This is a genomic window from Pseudodesulfovibrio sp. 7M6 (assembly GCF_050058625.1).
In the GTDB taxonomy this organism is placed as follows: domain Bacteria; phylum Desulfobacterota; class Desulfovibrionia; order Desulfovibrionales; family Desulfovibrionaceae; genus Pseudodesulfovibrio; species Pseudodesulfovibrio salinus.
Genome location: NZ_CP188816.1, coordinates 3,177,055 through 3,195,866 on the forward strand (window position 1 = coordinate 3,177,055; position 18,812 = coordinate 3,195,866).

The 18,812-nt window shown below is 60.3% G+C and carries 16 protein-coding genes; 6 read left to right on the forward strand and 10 right to left on the reverse strand.

Features of this window, described 5'->3' with window-relative positions; genetic code table 11:
• The first annotated feature begins 2 nt into the window (after window positions 1-2).
• From ACI0FG_RS14850 to ACI0FG_RS14860, 3 genes are all read left to right on the forward strand, one after another.
• Window positions 3-1,175 carry a YkvI family membrane protein gene (locus ACI0FG_RS14850; RefSeq protein WP_419785784.1) on the forward strand — a complete coding sequence of 391 codons (1,173 nt, stop codon included), beginning with the start codon at window positions 3-5 and terminating at the stop codon, window positions 1,173-1,175.
• Window positions 1,165-3,963, forward strand: coding sequence for an FAD-binding and (Fe-S)-binding domain-containing protein (locus tag ACI0FG_RS14855; RefSeq protein ID WP_419785785.1), 2,799 nt, complete (start codon window positions 1,165-1,167; stop codon window positions 3,961-3,963). The genes ACI0FG_RS14850 and ACI0FG_RS14855 overlap by 11 nt, the downstream gene beginning before the upstream one ends.
• A gap of 188 nt (window positions 3,964-4,151) precedes the next feature.
• Window positions 4,152-6,965, forward strand: a complete 2,814-nt coding sequence (locus ACI0FG_RS14860; RefSeq protein ID WP_419785786.1) for an FAD-binding and (Fe-S)-binding domain-containing protein — start codon at window positions 4,152-4,154, stop codon at window positions 6,963-6,965.
• 498 nt (window positions 6,966-7,463) lie between these two features.
• Here the strand turns inward: ACI0FG_RS14860 and imm40 are convergent, their stop codons facing one another.
• From imm40 to ACI0FG_RS14905, 9 genes are all read right to left on the reverse strand, one after another.
• The gene (gene imm40, locus ACI0FG_RS14865; RefSeq protein ID WP_419785787.1) at window positions 7,464-7,871 is read right to left on the reverse strand and encodes an Imm40 family immunity protein; all 408 of its coding nucleotides are present in this window, start codon (window positions 7,869-7,871) and stop codon (window positions 7,464-7,466) included.
• 58 nt (window positions 7,872-7,929) lie between these two features.
• Window positions 7,930-8,604 (reverse strand): IS1595 family transposase, encoded by a 675-nt coding sequence (locus tag ACI0FG_RS14870; RefSeq protein ID WP_419785788.1) that lies wholly within the window; start codon window positions 8,602-8,604, stop codon window positions 7,930-7,932.
• Window positions 8,544-8,954: a transposase gene (locus ACI0FG_RS14875; protein ID WP_419785789.1), complete on the reverse strand. Its 411-nt coding sequence runs from the start codon at window positions 8,952-8,954 to the stop codon at window positions 8,544-8,546. Before ACI0FG_RS14875 ends, ACI0FG_RS14870 begins: the two co-directional genes overlap by 61 nt.
• A 191-nt stretch (window positions 8,955-9,145) precedes the next feature.
• Window positions 9,146-9,613 (reverse strand): LysM peptidoglycan-binding domain-containing protein, encoded by a 468-nt coding sequence (locus tag ACI0FG_RS14880; protein ID WP_419785790.1) that lies wholly within the window; start codon window positions 9,611-9,613, stop codon window positions 9,146-9,148.
• 51 nt (window positions 9,614-9,664) lie between these two features.
• A complete protein-coding gene (locus ACI0FG_RS14885; protein ID WP_419785791.1) occupies window positions 9,665-10,435 on the reverse strand; it encodes a hypothetical protein in 771 nt (256 codons plus the stop codon).
• Between the two features lie 22 nt (window positions 10,436-10,457).
• Entirely contained in the window at window positions 10,458-11,879 is a 1,422-nt protein-coding gene (locus ACI0FG_RS14890; protein WP_419785792.1) for a sensor histidine kinase, read from the reverse strand.
• A 135-nt stretch (window positions 11,880-12,014) separates the two neighbouring features.
• Window positions 12,015-13,355, reverse strand: a complete 1,341-nt coding sequence (locus ACI0FG_RS14895) for a glucose-6-phosphate isomerase (RefSeq protein WP_419785793.1) — start codon at window positions 13,353-13,355, stop codon at window positions 12,015-12,017.
• A gap of 129 nt (window positions 13,356-13,484) precedes the next feature.
• Complete coding sequence (gene radA / locus ACI0FG_RS14900) at window positions 13,485-14,810, reverse strand: DNA repair protein RadA (RefSeq protein ID WP_419785794.1); 1,326 nt, start codon at window positions 14,808-14,810, stop codon at window positions 13,485-13,487.
• A 57-nt stretch (window positions 14,811-14,867) separates the two neighbouring features.
• Window positions 14,868-16,454 (reverse strand): PP2C family protein-serine/threonine phosphatase, encoded by a 1,587-nt coding sequence (locus ACI0FG_RS14905; RefSeq protein ID WP_419785795.1) that lies wholly within the window; start codon window positions 16,452-16,454, stop codon window positions 14,868-14,870.
• 115 nt (window positions 16,455-16,569) lie between these two features.
• On the opposite strand from ACI0FG_RS14905, the gene ACI0FG_RS14910 reads away from it, so the two are divergent.
• Genes ACI0FG_RS14910 through ACI0FG_RS14920 form a run of 3 tightly spaced genes read left to right on the forward strand, consistent with a single transcriptional unit; the run spans window position 16,570 to window position 18,461 of the window.
• Window positions 16,570-17,175 carry a hypothetical protein gene (locus ACI0FG_RS14910; RefSeq protein ID WP_419785796.1) on the forward strand — a complete coding sequence of 202 codons (606 nt, stop codon included), beginning with the start codon at window positions 16,570-16,572 and terminating at the stop codon, window positions 17,173-17,175.
• Window position 17,176: 1 nt separating this feature from the next.
• The gene (locus ACI0FG_RS14915) at window positions 17,177-18,082 is read left to right on the forward strand and encodes a hypothetical protein (protein ID WP_419785797.1); all 906 of its coding nucleotides are present in this window, start codon (window positions 17,177-17,179) and stop codon (window positions 18,080-18,082) included.
• Window positions 18,069-18,461: a PqqD family protein gene (locus ACI0FG_RS14920; protein WP_419785798.1), complete on the forward strand. Its 393-nt coding sequence runs from the start codon at window positions 18,069-18,071 to the stop codon at window positions 18,459-18,461. Before ACI0FG_RS14915 ends, ACI0FG_RS14920 begins: the two co-directional genes overlap by 14 nt.
• Here ACI0FG_RS14920 and ACI0FG_RS14925 read toward each other — a convergent pair.
• Entirely contained in the window at window positions 18,458-18,736 is a 279-nt protein-coding gene (locus tag ACI0FG_RS14925; protein ID WP_419785799.1) for a DUF4911 domain-containing protein, read from the reverse strand. The genes ACI0FG_RS14920 and ACI0FG_RS14925 overlap by 4 nt on opposite strands.
• Window positions 18,737-18,812: the final 76 nt, after the last annotated feature.

Genomic DNA, 18,812 nt, shown 5'->3' on the forward strand with positions numbered 1-18,812 from the left:
AAATGAAAAAACTGATTCCCGGCCATCTGGCCATAGCCTTTGTCTGGTTCAGCGGCCACTTTGGAGGCGGCTTCGCCTCCGGCCGCCAGATAGTGGCCTTTTACCTGAACCATAACTGGACCTCGCTGTTCATGCCCGCGGTCTCCATGTTCGTCATGGGCCTGTGCCTCTACTACTCCATGGTGGTGGCCGCGCAGTTCAAGACCTATGACTACAGCGCCTGGGCAGGTAAGCTCTACGGACGCTTCGGCGTGGTCGTCGTGCCTATTTACGAGGTCATCGTCAACGGCGTGCTGCTGCTGGCAACGGCCGTGGCCTTCGCCACCGGCGGAGCCACTCTGGCCAAGGCATTCCACACGCCCTATGTGGCGAACACGGTGGTCATCGCGGCCATCATCTTCCTGCTGACCATCTACGGATCGGAACTGGTGCGCAAATCCGCCACCGTGGTTTCGGTGATCCTCATCGCCTCCATGTGCATCATCTACCTGCCGAACATCATCCGGTTCTTCCCGAACATCGTGCACAACCTCGCGGCCATGAAGAGCGGCGAGATCGCCACGGCCGGGCCGAACTCGTTCTGGGATGCACTGTGGTGGGGCGTGAAGTACGGAACCCTGCACTGCTGCGCCATCGGGGCCTACATCGTGCACACCCAGGCATGTCCGAACAAGCAGTGCCTCAAGAAGGCGGCCATCATCGGCTTCCTCATCAACTGCGCCATCATGTACCTGACCTACTTCGGCATCCTCGCCTTTGTGGATCAGGGAGTGCTCAAGGAGGCTGTCCCGGCCCTGTTCGTGGTCATGCACGGCGTGGGCGGCGCATGGCTGACCCCGCTGATCTCCCTGTGCATCTTCATCGGCGCGGTCTCCACGGGTGTGGCCCTGGTCTACGGCACCACCAACCGGCTGGTCATCTTCTTTGGACGCAACATGGTTCAGGCGGAGCGCGACCGCAAGCAGCGGTTCCACTCGGTCATCGCCTCGACCATCCTGGTCATTGCCTGCTGGCTGGTGGCCCAGCTCGGCCTCATCCCGCTCATCGGCAAGGGATACGGCAACATGGGCTGGGTTTCCATGCTGCTCATCACCATCCCGGTAATCCTGCGGGGGCTGGGCATCTGGCGCTTCCCCCAAAAGGGCGCAGTGTGCGGAGGCGGCCATGCTGACTAAAATCATCAACGACATCGAACGGGTTCTCCCCAGAGAACGGATATACGATCACCCGGCCCTGGTCTCCACCTACGCGGTGGACGCCAGCTACTTCGAACCGCGCGCCAAGCTGGTGGTGGACGTCGAGACCCTGGAGGAACTCTCCGGGGTCTTGGCCGCCTGCACCGCAAACAGCATGGGCGTCACCTTCCGGGGTTCGGGCACGGCCGTCAGCGGCCAGGCCTGCGGCGAGGGCGTCATCGTCCGACTCTGCGGCCCGGTGTGGAAACGCATCGAGGTCCTGAACGACGGCGGTGCCTTCCGGGCCGGTTCCGGCCTCATCGGCATGGCCGTCAACGTGGCCCTCGCTCCGTACAAACGGAAGATGGGCGCGGACCCCGCCTCCATCACCTCCGCCACCATGGGCGGCATCGTGGCCGACAACTCGGCGGGCATGTGCTGCATGGTGGAGCAGAACTGCTACCACGCGGTCAAGGGCATGCGCCTGATGCTCGCGGACGGCACATATCTCGATACCGACGACGAACAGTCGGTGGCCTCTTTCCGCACCTCCCACGCCGCCCTGCTGGACGGACTGGCCGGACTGCGGGACAAGGTACGCGCCGAGAAAGACGTGGTTGCGAGAATCCGCCGCAAATACATCCTGAAAAACACCATCGGCTACACCGTGAACTCCTTCCTGGACCACGATGATCCGGTGGATATCCTGATACACCTGATGGTAGGTTCCGAGGGCACCCTCGGTTTCATCCACGAGACCCTCATGGAGACCATTCCGACCCCGCCGGTGCGGGCCACCGGACTGATGTTCTTCCCGTCCCTCAAGGACGCCACGGACACGGTCATTGCCATGAAGGGCGAATGCAAGGTGGAAGCGGCCGAGATCTTCGACTGGGTTTCGGTCAAGGCCATGCAGAAGCTGACGGGCATCCCGGATGCGATGAAGAACCTGCCGGAGAACGCCTGCTGCATGCTCATTGAGACCAAGGCGTGGAACGAGGAGGAACTCCAGGCCAACATGGACGCCATTCTGGCGGTCCTGAACAGGTTCCCCAAGCTCTCCGAACACGTCTTCAGCACGGACGAAGAAGTCTGCGTACAGTACTGGAAGGTCCGGAGCGGCCTGTTCCCCGCCATCGCCAACTATCGCGAAGCGGACGAATACGTGCTCACCGAGGACATCAACATTCCGGTGGCCGATCTGGCCGAGGGATGCGACGCCTTCCAGGAATTGTTTACCCGCTACGGGTTCGATGCAGGCATCATGGGCCACGCGTTCCATGGCAACCTGCACTTCTCGCTGCCCGTGAAGATCGCGGACCCGGACGCCATCGACCGGCTCAACCACTTCATGCTCGACCTCGTGGACCTGATAACCAAGCGGTTCGACGGTTCGCTCAAGGCCGAGCACGGCACCGGCCGCGCCATGGCTCCCTTTGTCCGTCAGGAGTGGGGGGATTTCCTCTATGAAATCATGTGCGAGGTGAAGCGGCTCTTCGATCCGAAGGGCATCCTCAACCCCGGCGTGCTCATCAACGAAAACCCCTCCGGGCATATCGACGGGCTGAAAAGCCCCATGGCCACCCATCCAAAGGTGGACATGTGCGTGGAATGCGGTTTCTGCCAGCAGGTCTGCCCGTCCAAGGACATAGGCCTGAACCCGCGCGGCCGCATCAGCCTATCCCGAGCCATCACCAAACTGCGCACCCAAGGCAAGACCGCCGAAGCCGATGAGTGGCAGGCCGTCTTCGACAAGTACGGTGAACAGCTCTGCGCCACCGACGGACTGTGTTCCCTCTCCTGCCCCCTGGGTGCGGACGTGGCCACCATGATCCGCGACATCCGGCACCGGAGCAGCACCCCCGGCAAACGGCTGACCGCCGACTTCGTCACCCGTCACTTCGGGGGCGTAATCAAGACCGCCTCCGTGGTGCTCGACGGTGTATCCATCGCCCAGCGGGCCATCGGCGACGCCGCCATGAGCCGCATGGCCGGTGCGGCACGTTCCCTGTCCGGCGGCCGGATTCCCCAGTGGAACCCAGCCATGCCCAAGGGAGGCGCACGGCCGCCCCAGCCCGAGGCATCGGGCCGGGAAGAGAAAGTGGTCTACTTTCCCTCCTGCGCGGTGCGGAGCATGGGCCCAGCCAAGGGCGATCCGTCCGACCCGCTCATGGATGTGACGGTCCGCCTGCTGGAACGCGCCGGATATGGCGTGATATTCCCCAGGGACATGGGCAAGCTATGCTGCGGCAAGGCCATGGAGACCAAGGGCCTCTACCGCCAGGCCGACGCGCTGGCCGGAGAACTGAACCACGCGCTGCTGGAAGCGAGCGAAAACGGCAAGCACGTGGTGCTCTGCGATACCAGCCCGTGTCTGGCCCGCATGAAGAAGACCCTGGACTCCCGGCTGACCCTGATGGACCCCATCGAGTTCGCCCTGACCCATGTGGTTGACCGGCTGACCCTGCACAAGCTGCCGCGGACCGTTGCCCTGCACCCCACCTGCTCTACCCGGGCCATGGGCCTGGCCGGAAAGATGGCCGAGCTGGCCGGACGGTGCGCCACCCGCGTGGTCACACCCACCGGCATCAACTGCTGCGGCTTCTCCGGAGACAAGGGCTTCCACAGGCCGGAACTCAACGCCTCGGCCCTGGCCGGACTGCGCGAGCAGATAGCCGACTGCGACGAGGGATACAGCGTGTCCCGCACCTGCGAGATAGGCCTGACCCTGCATGGTGGGAAGAACTACCGCAATATCCTCTACCTGGTGGAGGAAGCCAGTCGCTGACCGGCGCATGGCCGCTGAGCCACCCCGAGCCCATTCCCGGCGGATACCCATGCCAGGACAGGTGGGGCGGAATCATTGACCGTCGTACCGTTGTCGCGTAGGCGCAAACTTTACATCAAAATCGACCAGGCTTTTCACCGGATGCCAGCACCCGGTGAAAGGCCTGTATTCCCATATGGAGAAAGCTCATGCCGAGCCAAGATTTCATCAATGCCGTTATTCGTGTTTTCCCTGAAGAACAGGTTTTTCTGGATGAGGTGATCGTCCACGCCCTTTCCCTGGACGCCAGCCCCTTTGAACCCCTTGCCAAGATGCTTGTTGACGTCCGCGACGAGGCGGAGCTGGTTACGCTGCTCGCCCTGGCACGCGAACATCAGGCCGGTATCACCTTCCGTGGTGCCTGCTCCGGCATCAACGGCCAGACCATCGGCGAGGACGTGATGGTCCGGTTCATCGGTCCCGCCTGGACCGACATCAAGGTCAAGGACAACGGTGCCTCCATCTGGGCCCAGAGCATGGTTCCGGGCCAAGACCTCAACGCCGCACTGGCGCCCTATGGCCGCATCATCGGCCCGGACCCCGGGTCCATTTCCGTGGCCACCCTTGGCGGAATGGCCTCCAACAATTCCACGGGCATGTGCTGCACCATTGATCAGAACATCTTCCACACCATGCAGTCCATGCGCGTCGTCCTGGCCGACAGCACGGTGCTGGATACTGCGGACAGCCTCTCCGTCGCCGCCTTCCGCAAAAGCCACAAGGAACTGCTGGACGGGCTGGCCGATATCCGCGCCCGCATCCTGGCCGACGACAGGCTGGCAGGCAAAATCAAGCGCAAGTACTCCATCCGCAACACCTCGGGCTACAGCATGAACGCGTTCACGGAGTTCGAGGACCCGCTCGATATCCTTGTGCACCTGATGATCGGCTCCGAAGGCACCCTGGGCTGCATTCTCAACGTCAGCCTCGAAACCGTGGTGCTGGAGCCGCACCGGGCCACCTGTTTGATGCTCTTCCCCACGCTGGAGAACGCAATCCAGGCCATATCCGCCCTCAGCCGGGAAAAGGGCCTTGCCCGCGCCGCCGAGCTGATGGACCGGGTGACGCTCAAGGCCGTCGAGTCCTTCCCGTCCACGGACGACGTCATCCGCACCCTGGACGACAAGGCGTGCGGCGTGCTCCTGGAGACCCAGGCCACGGACGAGACCATCCTCAAGGAGCGGATCGAGACTATCCTGGAACTGCTGAAGGATATCCCGCACCTGACCGAGCACGAGTTCGTCACCGATCCCGCAGCCTACTCCCGGCTGTGGGACATGCGCCGCAACACCTACCCCGCCTTTGCCGGGTTCGGCGGCCCTTCCGAATTCACTGTCACAGAGGACTGGTGCGTACCGCCCAAGATGCTGGGTGAAGCGGCCGAGACGCTGCAACAGCTGCTTGAAAAGCACGGCTTCAACGGCGGCATCATGGGCCACGCATTCCACGGCAACATGCACTTCATTCTGTCCGTCCCCCTGGGCGACCCGGCCGCGGTGGACAACCTCAAGTGGCTGACGGAAGACATCGTGGATGTGATGATCAACCGCTTCGAGGGCTCGCTCAAGGCGGAGCACGGCACCGGCCGTTCCATCGCCCCATACGTGGCCCGCGAGTGGGGGCCGGAACTCTACGGCATGATGCAGGAGCTGAAGCAGCTGCTCGACCCGCAGGGAATCCTCAACCCCGGCGTCATCCTCAATGACGACCCGAACTGCAACTTCAAGAGCCTGAAACAGCCGTGGGGCCTGCACGAGTTGGTGGACAACTGCAATGGATGCGGCTTCTGCGACTTTGTCTGCCCCACGAAGGACATCGGTTTTTCCCCGCGCCAACGCATCTACGTCAAACGCACCATCGACCGGCTGCGCGCCCAGGGCGACACGGAACGGGCAGACCACTGGGAACAGGTTTTCCGCCGGTACGGACTGGATATCTGCGCCACGGACGGCCTGTGCCAGTTGCGCTGTCCCCTGGCCGTGGACACCGCCTCCTACATGCGGCTCCTGCGCCATGACAACGTCAGCGGATTTGCCCAAAGGACCGGCCACTCCATCGGCAAACACTTCGCAGGCGTGGCCGGGATGGCCTCCAAAGCCCTGAGCTTCGGCCGGGGTGCGGAAGAATTCATCGGCCAGTCCGGGACCGCCTTCATGGACCGCCTCGCCTGCAAAACCGTGGGCATGAACGTGCCCGACCTCGCGGCCATGAAACTGCGCGGCGGCTCTCCCATCCCTAAAATCACAGCCGAGGACACCGAACGCCAGGTGGTCTACTTCCCGTCCTGCGCCGTGCGCACCATGGGCTATGATACGAACGGCGACGAAAACGCGAAGCCGCTCATGGATACCACGGTGGAGCTGCTCAAGCGAGCTGGCTACGGCGTGATCTTCCCGAAGCGCATGAAGAAGCTGTGCTGTGGCAAGGCCTATGAGACCAAAGGCATGTCCGAAGAGGCGGACCGCAAGTCCGATGAACTGAGCAATGCATTGCTTGAGGCATCGGACAACGGCCGGTTCCCGGTGCTGTGCGATACCAGCCCCTGTCTGGCCCGCATGAAGAAGCACCTGGACAAACGGCTCTCCCTGTACGAGCCCATCGAATTCGTCCACGAGTTTCTGATGGACAAGCTGCATCTCGTCAAACTGCCCAAAACCGTGGCCCTGCACCCCACCTGCTCCACCCGGGCCATGGGTTTGGCCGACAAAATGGCCGAAGTGGCCGCCCGTTGCGCCGAAAGCGTGGTGGTACCCACCGGCATCAACTGCTGCGGCTTCTCCGGCGACAAGGGCTTCACGCACCCGGAGGTCAACGCAGCGTCCCTGGCCGGTCTGCGGGCGCAGATCGCAGGCTGCGACGAAGGGTACAGTGTCTCCCGCACCTGCGAGGCAGGACTGACCCTGCACGGCGGCAAGGACTACCGCAACATCCTCTTCCTCGTAGAGGAGGCCAGCCGCCGCTAGGCCACCGGCACGGGCGCTTTCTACCATCTGATACAAAGAACAAAAGGACGGGGTGCAACAGCACCTCGTCCTTTTTTATTCTCTATCGCAGCCGGAAGCGATTCTCCGCAGTACAAGTCTCCCAACGCCCAGAGCGTAGGAACAAAAAAACGCCGATACTGTTTCTAATGAAAACAGTAACGAACGTTTGCAAAAATTCCCGAACAATTGAGGGCGCCAACGTGTCAGGCAAGACGACTCCGCCCCCCCCGATGTTTACAAGGTGATCCGGCGTCTCCAGTCTTCCGTAGGGCCTGTCACGCCAACCTTGCCCCTTACTGCCGTTCGCGTCTTTATCCAGCGGCGATCACGTTTGGAAGCCAAACTACGGAGGGGTAAAACAAGGAACAAAGCCTAAAAAAAGGCGGTATTTAAAAATCTTGTTGCTACCATCTGTTTATAAGAAAAGGTATATGGAGTTGCTGTGACAGATATATAGCCCCTGTTTACTGTTGGTATTTAATTCGTATGGTGGCCCCGATTCTTTTTCCATTGTTCTTTCAGCTCGTTAAGTATTTCATCTGTTTCAACGGCAAAATCGCTTTCCGGCACAAGAACAAAATAAGGCACCCTTCCATTCAGTTGCATCTTTTCTATATACGATTTGGCAACATTTATGCTTCGCAAGACATACTCATCATACGTTTCCTTGTTTAGCTGGTCACAGAACCAATTCTCGGAGGCTGGCACTAGGAGTTCGTCTTCAAACAAAAAAACATCACCACCTAAAATCGGCACATTAATTTTCCTTATTTCATCAAGGACTAACAATGCTTGATTCTTCTTGAATGCCCAGTTGTTTATACCGCTAGAGTGCAAAGCAACCCCAGAGCTGAGCAGTGCAACAAGCTTCTTATTAATACCCACGAACTACTCCTTTCCGAGATAGTAAATCTGTTAGCACTTTGCATGCATCTTTCTTAGCTTATGCCACCTCCGGCAGCGGAAAATCACTGGTGGATAGCTTTTGAGATATACGACAGGAAGCCAATAACAGTTTTTTTCGTCTGCTTCTGTCTCCCATATCCTTACTTTGTTCTAACAGTCTAAACCAGAACAAATAATGATCCAGATACTTGGTGGCCACACCGTTAAATCGACGCATCCACTTCTTCAGGCGTGAGTGATAGCCGTTTGCCCTTTGGATATGGTAGATTCCGAGCTTGCGAATCCCTTTGTTGGGGGTGATTGCGACATGCTCCAATGATTGTTGCTCGGCATACAGCTTGAAAGCGGCTGCCGCGTCTGTGACAAGAATCGCCTTGCTATCCAGGGCTTGCCCCACGGTTGCTTGAATCTTGGGAGCAGTTGTTCCGCCTTGCCCCGACGTCCTGCAAACAATCCCGCCATCCCGTGATATTGCGACCATTACTGCTACCTGCTCATTAGATATTCCTCGCTTGGAAGCCTTACCGCCACGCCTACGGGGTTTTCTAATGGTCAAATTGCGCTTGCCTTTGAAGGATTCAAGGAAATAAGTTTCATCAGTTTCGACGATACCTGATAGCAGACTACCATCCCCCAATCGTAGCAAAGCGTTCAGCGCCTTATGCCGCCAGTAAAAAGCTGTCGGCATGCTGATCTCAAGTGTCTTGCGCATTGCTTCAAGGTTTTCCCTTCAAGCATCAACTGGATGTATTCCATCCAACGATCTGGATAGAGAGTGCCAGCTATAGGCGTGCCGGTCCAATCATTGAATGTTTTCTTGCAACTATGACAAAGATACCGTTGTCGCCCACTATACGCCCCATTGCGCTTTACCTTCTCGCCACCACAATGTGGGCAGGAGAATCCATCAGCAAAACGGGTCTTGCGAATGTCCTTCAAGTGGTCAGAAATGAGAAGCAACTCACCTAGCATGCGCCTGATGTAGTTAAAGAAATTCCGTTGTCCCTCAGTATCCAGTCTTTCAAAAATCAGGATAAGCCCTGCAAAGTCATTCTGCGGCATCGCCCCCCTACAGTTAGAATGAGCCGGAGGCTTAAGACTTAAGACCAGTTACGTGAAAAGCGACAACATATTTAAAAACCGCCCAAAAAACGCCTCAGAGTGATCTGCCCCTAATCACCGGACGCAACAAAAATCCGGCTGCAGCGGCACAAGCCACCGCAGCCGGATAATGTATGTCCAGACTGGCCGTATTAGAAGCTATAGCCGAGGGCGGCCCGCATCTCGGCAGGAATCATGGCGTCCTGACCGGGCTCGAGAGCCTTCCAGGGAGCGCCCGCCTGCTTGCGGGAAGCCTTCACTTCTTCCAGATCGAAGCCGTAGCGGGGCACTTCGAACTGCTGGCCGGGGTAAATCAGATCCGGGTTCTTGATCTTGTCACGGTTGGCCTTGTAGATGAGGGGCCACATGAACGGATCATTGTAGATGTGCTTGTACTCGGAAATCCACCACAGGCACTCGCCCTTGGTGACGGTGTGAGAGACGGGCAGCGCATCGTACTCGGCCTTGTAGACCTGCATGGGATCCGCAACGGGCTCTTCTTCAACAATAACTTTCTGTTCTTCGACCACAACCACCTCGGGTTCGGTCTTCACCTTTTTGGAGCAACCCCATGCAAACACAAGGCTCATGGCGATTGCGAGGAAAATCAACTTCTTCATGGACGGCCTCCTCAAATTTCTTTCTCGCTTTAAAACCTGCCTCAGGACAGGTCAATCTTTCATCCTATCAGCCCAATTATCAATAATTTTCTTTTCTTGCAAGACCATTTTGCTACCCGGATTTTTCCGCAGCGCGTACTCCACGGCCTCGGAGGCCTGATCCACCCAGCCGCCCAGCCGCAGGGACTGGCTGGCCAGAATGAACATGCGCTCAGGCTCACTGCCGTAAATGGCGTAAATCAAGGCATCGTATTCATCCTTAAAAACGGCCCGGACCGTCTCGTTCTGCGAAAAAATATACCGCGCAAGCAACATGTTGTCGCTGTACCGATGCAGATAGTATGGCAACAGGCGACGGCACTTGTCGATGATAAACCGGATACGGTCTATCTCCCGACGCATGGACTCTTCCGTCTGGTTGAGCACCTGAAAGAACTGATCGGTAATATCTTTTTCCGAACTGCTCAGGTCGCCTTCGTGCAGCCGGTGAAACCACGGCGCGTAGTTCTGCTTCTGGTAGGCATCCTCCTTGAGCTTCAGGGTCTCGTGGAAGATGTAGCCCATGGCCCAGTCCAGGAATTGGCCACCCAGCTGCGAGTGGGGATCGTTGCGGAACACGTGGTGGGCGGTATCCTTCATCCGCCACAGGAGCCCCTTGCTCATCTCGTCGCCGACCAGATCCTTGAGCAGCTCGAAATCAATGCGCCCGTCCTCGTCAAAGGAGGCGAACTGGTGCTCCAACTGCTCGCAGGTCTGGCAGAAGAACTTGAACAGGTCCCGGACAAACTCCGGGTGCTTGGCCTGAATCCACGCTTTCGACATGACTGATCTCCTCTTCCTCTACCTACCGCTGCGGAAAGATGATGTCCACCCGAGCACCGCCGTCAGCCGCATTGGACAGGTCCATGTCCACGCCGTGGCTTTCGAGAATGGTGGAGACCAGGGCCAGTCCCAGCCCGGTCCCCGCATCCTTGGTGGTAAAGAACGGGTCGCGCACCTGCTCCAGGTGTTCCTCCGGAAATCCGGGACCGGTATCCCGGATAACCACATGCAGCTGCCCTTCCTCGGTCCCGGCCTGGATGAACACGGAACCGCCGCCCTCCATGGCCTGAAGCGCATTGGCAACCAGATTGTAGAAAGCGCGGTAGAGCAGGTCCTTGTCGCCCTTGGTCATCAGCTCTTCCGGGTAATCGCGTTCAATGACGACGCCGAGCTTCTCGCATTCCGGCTCCATGAACACGGACACCTGATCCAGCAACCGGGCCACGTTCACATCGTGCATGACCGGCTGTTTGGGCCGGGCATAGTCAAGAAATTCCGCCACGGTGCGCGTCAGGCGCTTGGCCTCCTCGTGCAGGGCGCGCAGGATGCGGGTGTAGGAACTGTTTTCCTTTTCCGCCTTCTTGAGCACCAGCTCCGAACTGGAGCAGATGATGCCGAGGGGGTTGCGGATCTCGTGAGCCACGCCGGCCACCATACGGCCCATGCCCGCCAGTTTTTCCTGCTGGCGAAGCTCCGCCATCAACCGGTTCCTTTCCTCGAACTGCCGGTTGCTGATCCGCTCGGCCCGGCGAAGGATGACCAGCACCAGGAAGAAGAGGACCAGGGAGGTGACCAGGGAGAAGGTAATGACCAGCCGCTCGAAGTTGAGCATGGCCATGAAGTCGGAGGTGATGTCCTGCTCGAACTCCAGCACGCCCATGATCGGGTTCTCGGAAATATCGGTCAGGCTGCGTTCCGCCCGCAGGGGATAGTAGGCCTTCAGCATCAGGCTGCCGGGCTTGAGCCGGAACCGGAAGAGCGAGGCCATCTTGGAGACCTTGGCGATGATCTGCGACGAAAACGTGGGATTCTCCCAGGTCTTGGTAACCATATACAGCGCGTCGCCCTGGCCGCCCACCTCGTCCTTGTTCAGCGAGTAGGTGATAATCCCCTTGGGATCATAAATGCGCAGGGAGGTGACGTGAAAGCTGTGGATAGTGGACCGGACCACCTCGTCCAGCGTGGCGGCCTGCTCCGGATGGCGCAGGCTGATGCCCCCATAGCGCATGACCGTGGGCATGACGAACCGGGTGAAGACCTGATGGCTGACATTTTCCGCCAGGAGCAGGCCGAACTCCTCCTGCTTATCCAGCAGGGTGCGTTCGGCATACTTGGATATGAAAATGGACAGCAGCAGGCTGAATCCGAGGATGATAGCGAAAAGGCTCCAGGAGATGACCCGGACGAATTGGAGCGGACGGCCGGTTTCGTTCTGATTTGCCAAGCGGTGAATCCGAGGTTTGCACGCATCGGTGCGGCCGGGACCGGACGGGCTCGTCCCGTCGGCCCCGCACCACGCCGATCATGTGGCGTTGACTGCCCCTCCTCTTACCGCAGGCGGGGCGGGAAGACAATCGCCTTAAAACTCCCGCACATCCTGTTCGGCGTTGAGGAAGGCGTTCAGTGCCTTCTTCTCTTCCTCCAGTCCGTCGGCGTCCATGCGCGCCTTGGCCAACCGTTTGCCCAGTTCCACCGCGGGCTGATCCAGGGGATTGATGCCCATGAGCCAGCCGGTAAGGATGGTGGCCGCGCCGAGCAGCCCGATGAGCTTGCCCGCCTCGCGCGGGGTATCGAGTCCCAGGTTGAGTTCCACCAGCGGCACGCCGTTTTCAGACAGGGCCATGCGCGTGCCCAGCCCCTCGGCCTGGATCAGCTCGCCGAAGTTGCGGCCGCGCACATAGGCGAACTGGTCGGGCAGATCGGCCGGGAACTTCTGGCCCGAAGGCAGGTTCTGGCAGGTCAGGAACAGACACGCCTTGTTGCGCACGCCGTCCATGAACATCTGGTTGACCGAATGCTGGTCCGTTACGCCCACGGCCGGGACGGGCTGGCTGCCCTTGCCTTCCTTGCCCAGGGACTCGGCCCACAGCTGGGCAAACCAGTCGCCGAAGCAGGCCCACAAGGGGATATAGGTGAAAAAGATCATCTCGCAGTAGCCCTTGTCCATGAGCGCCGCCGCCCAGGTCGCCAGTTGGAACGAGGCGTGCTTTTTCAGTCCCTCACCGGTCAGATCGCCTGAAGCCAAAGGATCGACGACGGCTCGCGCGCCGGACATGAGCGCCTCGATATCCATACCCAGGAAAAGGGCCGGGACAAGCCCGACGGCGGAGAGCACGGAGTAGCGTCCGCCGAGATTATCCGGCACGGGCAGAGAGCGGATGCCGTATCGGTCCGCCTCGCCGCGCAGGAATCCGTTCTTTTCATCGGTGACGAGAATCATGTGCTCGGCCCAGCTTTCGCCAAGCTGCTGGCTCATCCATTCCTTGATGATGAAATACTGGCCCACGGTCTCGATGGTGCCGCCGGATTTGGACACCGTGACGACCACGGTCTTGTCCGGGGGCAGCTTGCCCAGATAGGCCTCCAGGGCATAGGCGTCCACATTGTCCGCTATCCACAGATTGGGCCCGGCGTGCCCAGGCTGATCCTGCTGGGGAAAAAACGCCTTTTGCAGCGCGCGCGCCCCAAGGGCCGAACCTCCGATGCCGAGCAGCAGCATGTGGTCGAATTGTTTGAGATAGGTATCCAGCCGGGCCAGTTCGGTACGCAGGTCCGCCGCATAGGGCATGGTCAGGAAAGGCAGCCGCCCCGCTCCGGTCTCCTCGCGCAGCCGCGCCACCATTTCGTCCGCCCTGGATTCGTATTGCCGTATATCGAGCGTATTCAGGCACGCGCCGGTCCAGTCGAGCTTATCCCTCATAATATCCTCCCCGTGGATGTAATTTTATCCCCCCGGAACAAAACGCCGGAGAACGCATCACTCACCATTATCAATTCGGAGGACGCGAAACCACCTTTTTTTTGAAGCAGTGCAAAGAAAGGCGCGAAATCAGTGTTGGCGGCCAAAAAGCATGCGCTGCATCTCGGCCAGGGTGGGAGCCGTATCCGAATGCACCACCGGCTCATGTCCCAGCCTGCTCGCCTGCTTGAGGCGCACGTCATGCGCGGCAACGGGCCGTATCTGCCCGTTCAAGTCGATCTCGCCCCAATACACCGACGTCTCGGGCAACGGCTGGTCGTAAAAGGAAGAGAGAAGCGCCGCCACAACGGCAAGGTCCAGGCCGGGGTCCCGTGTGGCCAGCCCGCCGGAAATCTTGGCATAGATATCATGACCGCTCAGATTGATCCGAAGCCGCTTTTCCAGCACGGCCAGCAGCAGGTTGAGCCGGTTGGTGTCGAACCCCAACGCCGTGCGCCGGGGAATGGAGAGATAGGACTTGCTGACCAGGGCCTGAACCTCCACGGCAAAGGGCCGCTGACCGTCCACGGCCATGGCCATGGCCGTGCCCGAAAGCGAGGGATCGCGCGCTCCAAGAAAGAAGGTAGCCGGGTCCTCGACCACTTCGAGGCCCTTCTCCTTCATGGTGAAGACAACCAGTTCGTCGCTGGGGCCGAACCGGTTTTTGAGCACACGCAGGATACGGGAAAAATGTTTGCGGTCGCCCTCCAAATAGAGAACGGTGTCCACCATGTGCTCCAGCAGCTTGGGACCTGCGATCTGGCCGTCCTTGGTCACATGGCCCACCAGGATGAGCGTGGTTCCGGTACGCTTGGTCTTTTCCACCAGTTCGGAGGCCACGGCCCGCACTTGGCTCACGGAACCGGGAATCCCTTCGGCCATGGACGAAGCCAGCGTCTGAACCGAGTCGACGATGAGCATCTCAGGCGGTTCGGGCTGGTCCAGAATAGCCAGCGCATCCTCCACCTTGTTGGTGGCTACGGCCAGCAGCCCGGGACCGAGAAGGCCCAGCCGCTCCGCCCGACCACGCAGCTGGGGCAGGGATTCCTCGCCGGAAAGATAGACCGCGGTGTGGCCGATGCGCGCCTGGGCCCCGGCCAGTTGCAAGAGCAGCGTGGACTTGCCGATGCCCGGCTCGCCGCCGACCAGAATGGCTGCGCCCGGCACCAGTCCTGAACCAAGGAGTCCGTCCAACGAGGGCAAGCCGGTAGGCCGGGCCCTGAGGTTTTCCGTGGCAAGATCTTCCAGCGGCTGTGGGGTGGACGCTTCAGTAGCGGCGTTTGTGGCACGGCCCGGACGCTTGGTCACGGTGACCGGTTCCAGGGTATTCCATTCCTTGCAGGACGGGCACTGCCCCTGCCACCGGGGCGACTGCGCGCCGCAATTGGCGCAACGATAGGCTTCTTTTGTTTTCATTGGGCAATAGTCCGCGTTTAGGGAACAAATGTCCAGGCAAAGCGGGTCGCCTTCGCCCTACTCGTCCTCCGCCTTCCGTTCCACGCCCTTGATGACGACCAGGGTCACGTCGTCCCTGTGCACGGACTTGCCGGAAAACTCGTGCAGGCTGCGGACCACGTTTCTCAAAATATCCCGGGCGCTCCCCCCGGCTGAGGAGCGGATAGACTGGCGCAACCGCTCGCTACCGAACATCTCGCCGTTGCTGTTCACGGCCTCGCTCACGCCGTCCGTGGACAGGACCAGAACCTGGCCTGGCGCGGGCATGTCCATTTCCAGTTCATGATACAGCCAGTTGCCTTCCACACCCAGCGGAATGTCTCCGCCCTTCAGCTCGGTAAAGGAGTCCGAAACCGGATCGTAGAGTTCCGGCGGCTGATGCCCGGCATTGACCCACACGGCGCGTCCGTTTTTGTGGTCCATTTCCATGAAGAACAGTGTGATGAACCGGCCGCTGCCCGACACATCGCGGGCAAGGTGGCGGTTGGCCATGTTCATGCGCTGGGAGAGAGGCGCGGGCATGGATGCGCTCTGGCGGACCAGGGCCCGGCCTGCGGCCATGAGCAGGGCCGCGCCGATGCCGTGGCCGGAGACATCGCCGATGACCACGCCGTAACGGGTGCAGCCGGGCAGCTCGCACTCGATGAAGTCAAAGAAGTCGCCGCCGGTTTCGTCCGAAAAACGTGCCGTCCCGGCCATTTCAAGTCCGGGCAGGTGGGGAGCGTGGTCGGGCAGAAAGTGCTGCTGAATCTCGCGGGCGATGCGCAACCCCTCCCTCATACGCATTCCCTCGCGCAGGGAACGGATCATATCATTGGTGTGCCCGGCAATGACGCCCAGTTCATTGGCCGTGACCACGGGCACCTGTCCCGAAAGGTCGCCCCGGCTCACCCGCTCCAGCACGCGGGTTTCCATGGCAAAGAGCAGGCGCAGGTTCCGGGCATAGGAGAATACCAGATTGATGCCGAGCAACAACAAGATGGCGATGACCGTGACGACCTCGCGCAGGACGATACGTCCGAAAGCGGCCGCGCTGTCGGGATACGGTCCCTGAACGGCGTATAACCCGGCATCGCGCAGGAGCACGAGCAAAATGATGACCGTAACCAGGAACAGGATGAACACGGCGGCAAGAGCCACGGTGCGTGTCATCGGCACGAACCGTTCTGGAGGGACGTAGGAGGCAGCCTCCCGCGTAGCGTTCTCTATGACCGCCCGTTCCCGGGCCAGAGCCAGGTCCAGGGCGGCGAACATGCCGAGGGCAAAGACGCCGACGGCCAGTTTCATGCCACTCTCCAGAAACGGGATGCCGAAGACCAGCAACAGCCCGAGGGCGGAAAGCAGCCCGGCCAGGAGGAACAACGTGAGTTCCATGCGAAACTGTCGGCGGGTGCGGCGCGCAGGCGGAACGCTGTCCACCAAGTACCGTTCCGCAACACCCCGCAACGCGCAGGCAACAACCAGCGGTCCCAGAATGACTGCCCCCAAGGTCCAGGGAGGCAGTGCGGTCATGAGCGGACAAACCCGGGTCCCATAAATGGTGCCGCCAACAACGGCAATGGCATAATAGGCCATCGCCCTCAGGGAGAATGATCCGAATTTCATCAAATCATCCCGTTATTTTCCGGTGTGCAAGCTTTGCCATCGGTGGAAATCTCGTTTAGTTAAAAGTTGCTGTGACTATAGCGAACATTCCTTTTCAGCAAAAGGGGGGTCTTATATGAAAAAAACCGTTGCTCTCGTTGTGCTTCTCCTGCTTCTGGCAGCGTCGTCAGCCTTCGCCGGGCGAGGATTCCCTCTTACCCTCGCCGGGTTCACCCTGGGCCAGGACATAGACAAGTATTCGGATTGCTGCGACAAACTGTCCGCAACCCCCATTCCGGATATTCCCTTCCTCTCCGAGGTGCACCTCAAGTCCGACATCCTGCCCGGTATTCGCGGCGGCAGCCTCGCCTTTGCCAACACCAGGGACAAGGACCGGCTGGTACGCATCAAACTGAAATTCCATGACCGAGGCACCGCCCTCTTCGACAAGCTCCTGGCCCAATACAAAAAGGCCTTCGGCAACCCGGACAGCTATCAGGGCGACACCTTCCGCAATGTCATCGCCTGGCAGTGGGACTTCTCCAAGGACGGCCAGAGAGTCTGCCTGGTGCTCATGTGGAGCCGGGACAACGAAATCCGTCCGGGCGTGTCCATCAAGATGACGCTCGATTCCCTGCTGGATTCCGAATACGAATACTTCAAAAAGCAGACGGAGCAGTTGGAAAAGAAGCGCGGCGGACCATCAAGGGTCCAGAATCTGAACGACTTCATCCCCAGATAGCATGATCGATCTGGCCTGGAACGGAGTGGGGCTGAGCACGCCGAAGACATGGGAGCCAGCTTCCCTGGAACGGGACGCCCTGCTGCTGGAGTGCGACGGACGACCGGCCTGCGAACTGAAATGGAACATGGTTCAAGGCCGCTTTTCCTTTTCCCGCCACATCAAGCAGCTCTCCCGCCGCAACAAGGGCGTGGACATCGTGCCGGTGGACCCGGCGGACACGCCTCCCATCTGGGCTTCGGCTTCCGGGGAGCTTGAGCAATCCGGCCTCGCCCTGCGCAGTTTTTTATGGCGCGCCGGGGAGGAGCGGGGACTGGGCGCGGCCCTGCACCATCCGGCCACAGGGCTGGCGGCGCTGATCCAGTTCTTCGTGCGGGACGAATCGGACGAGAACACCGCCGCCTCCGTCCTGGCCACATTCCGGGACCACCGTGGCGGCAAGACCATCCCCTGGACTATGTTCGGGCTGAACGCACGCGTCCCGGCCCGGTTCCGGCTGGAGACCTTTTCCTTCAAGCCCGGCCGGTTCACCGTGCAGTACTGGCTGCCCCGCTCAAAGCGCACGCAGGACCGGGTTCCGGCAGGCAAAGGCCCGGGCATCCGCCTCACCTTCGAGCGGTTCGTTCCCGCGGACGTGCTTTTGCGCGGCCGCGAGCTGGCCGATTGGACCCGTGAGATTCTCGACCTGCCTAAAACCATCTCTCCAGAGCCTGCGGATGACGGACTGGCCTGGTCCGGCATCAGCCGCTCCTCAAGGCTCCGACGCGTGTTACGCCGCCAGAATTACGACCACGGCCGGATTCGCCTTGTCGGCAACAACGCCATCCTCGCCGTGACCGCATCCGGCACCGACCCCATGGACAGGGCCGAATTCCAGGCCGTGGTGGAAAGCTATGGGCTTGTTTAGAAAGAAAAAGCCCGCGCCGGTCATGCCTCGGGGCCAAGCCCTGAGCATGGTCCCCGTGCGCAACCGGGCCGTGGAGGAGGAACCGGCTGGTGACGGACTGGTGCGACTCTCCTACCCCCTGGCCATCAAACCATGGTTCGGCAAGGTGGCCGATGCCGTCGGGCTGTGGGACGGGCGCCCCATGACAAAGACCGTGGAGCTGGACGAACTGGGCACCTTTGTCTGGAATCTTATCGACGACAGCCGCTCGGTGCGCGACATCGCGGAGGCGTTCACCAAACGCTATCAGGTCCAGCCCCGCGAAGCGGAACTGAGCGTCACCGCCTTCATCCGGACCATCGGCCAGCGCGGCATCATCGGCTTGAGGGACCCGGCCTAGTCGCCGGGCTTGTAGACGCGCTCCACCTGCATCATTTCTCCCGCCTGGACCAGAAACCGATCCATCTCCCGCCGCTGGTGGGGGCTGAAACGGAGCAGCAGCACGCCGTCGAACTTGTTCACCACCGTGAACAGGCCGAGGTTGTCGTGCCCCTCAAGCAAAAAACGGAACCGCGCAATGTCCGACGGGTCCACGCGCACGTAAAGGCGCGCCGACTGTGCGGGCGGCGGCGGAAGTATCCGCTTGCGGGGTCTGCGTCGGGAAGGTGAAGCCATGTCCGCGTGGTAGCCGCTCGGACGCGGAAAGGCAAGCCTCCTGAAAGCGACGTTCCTTCCAATGCGTCGGGGAACA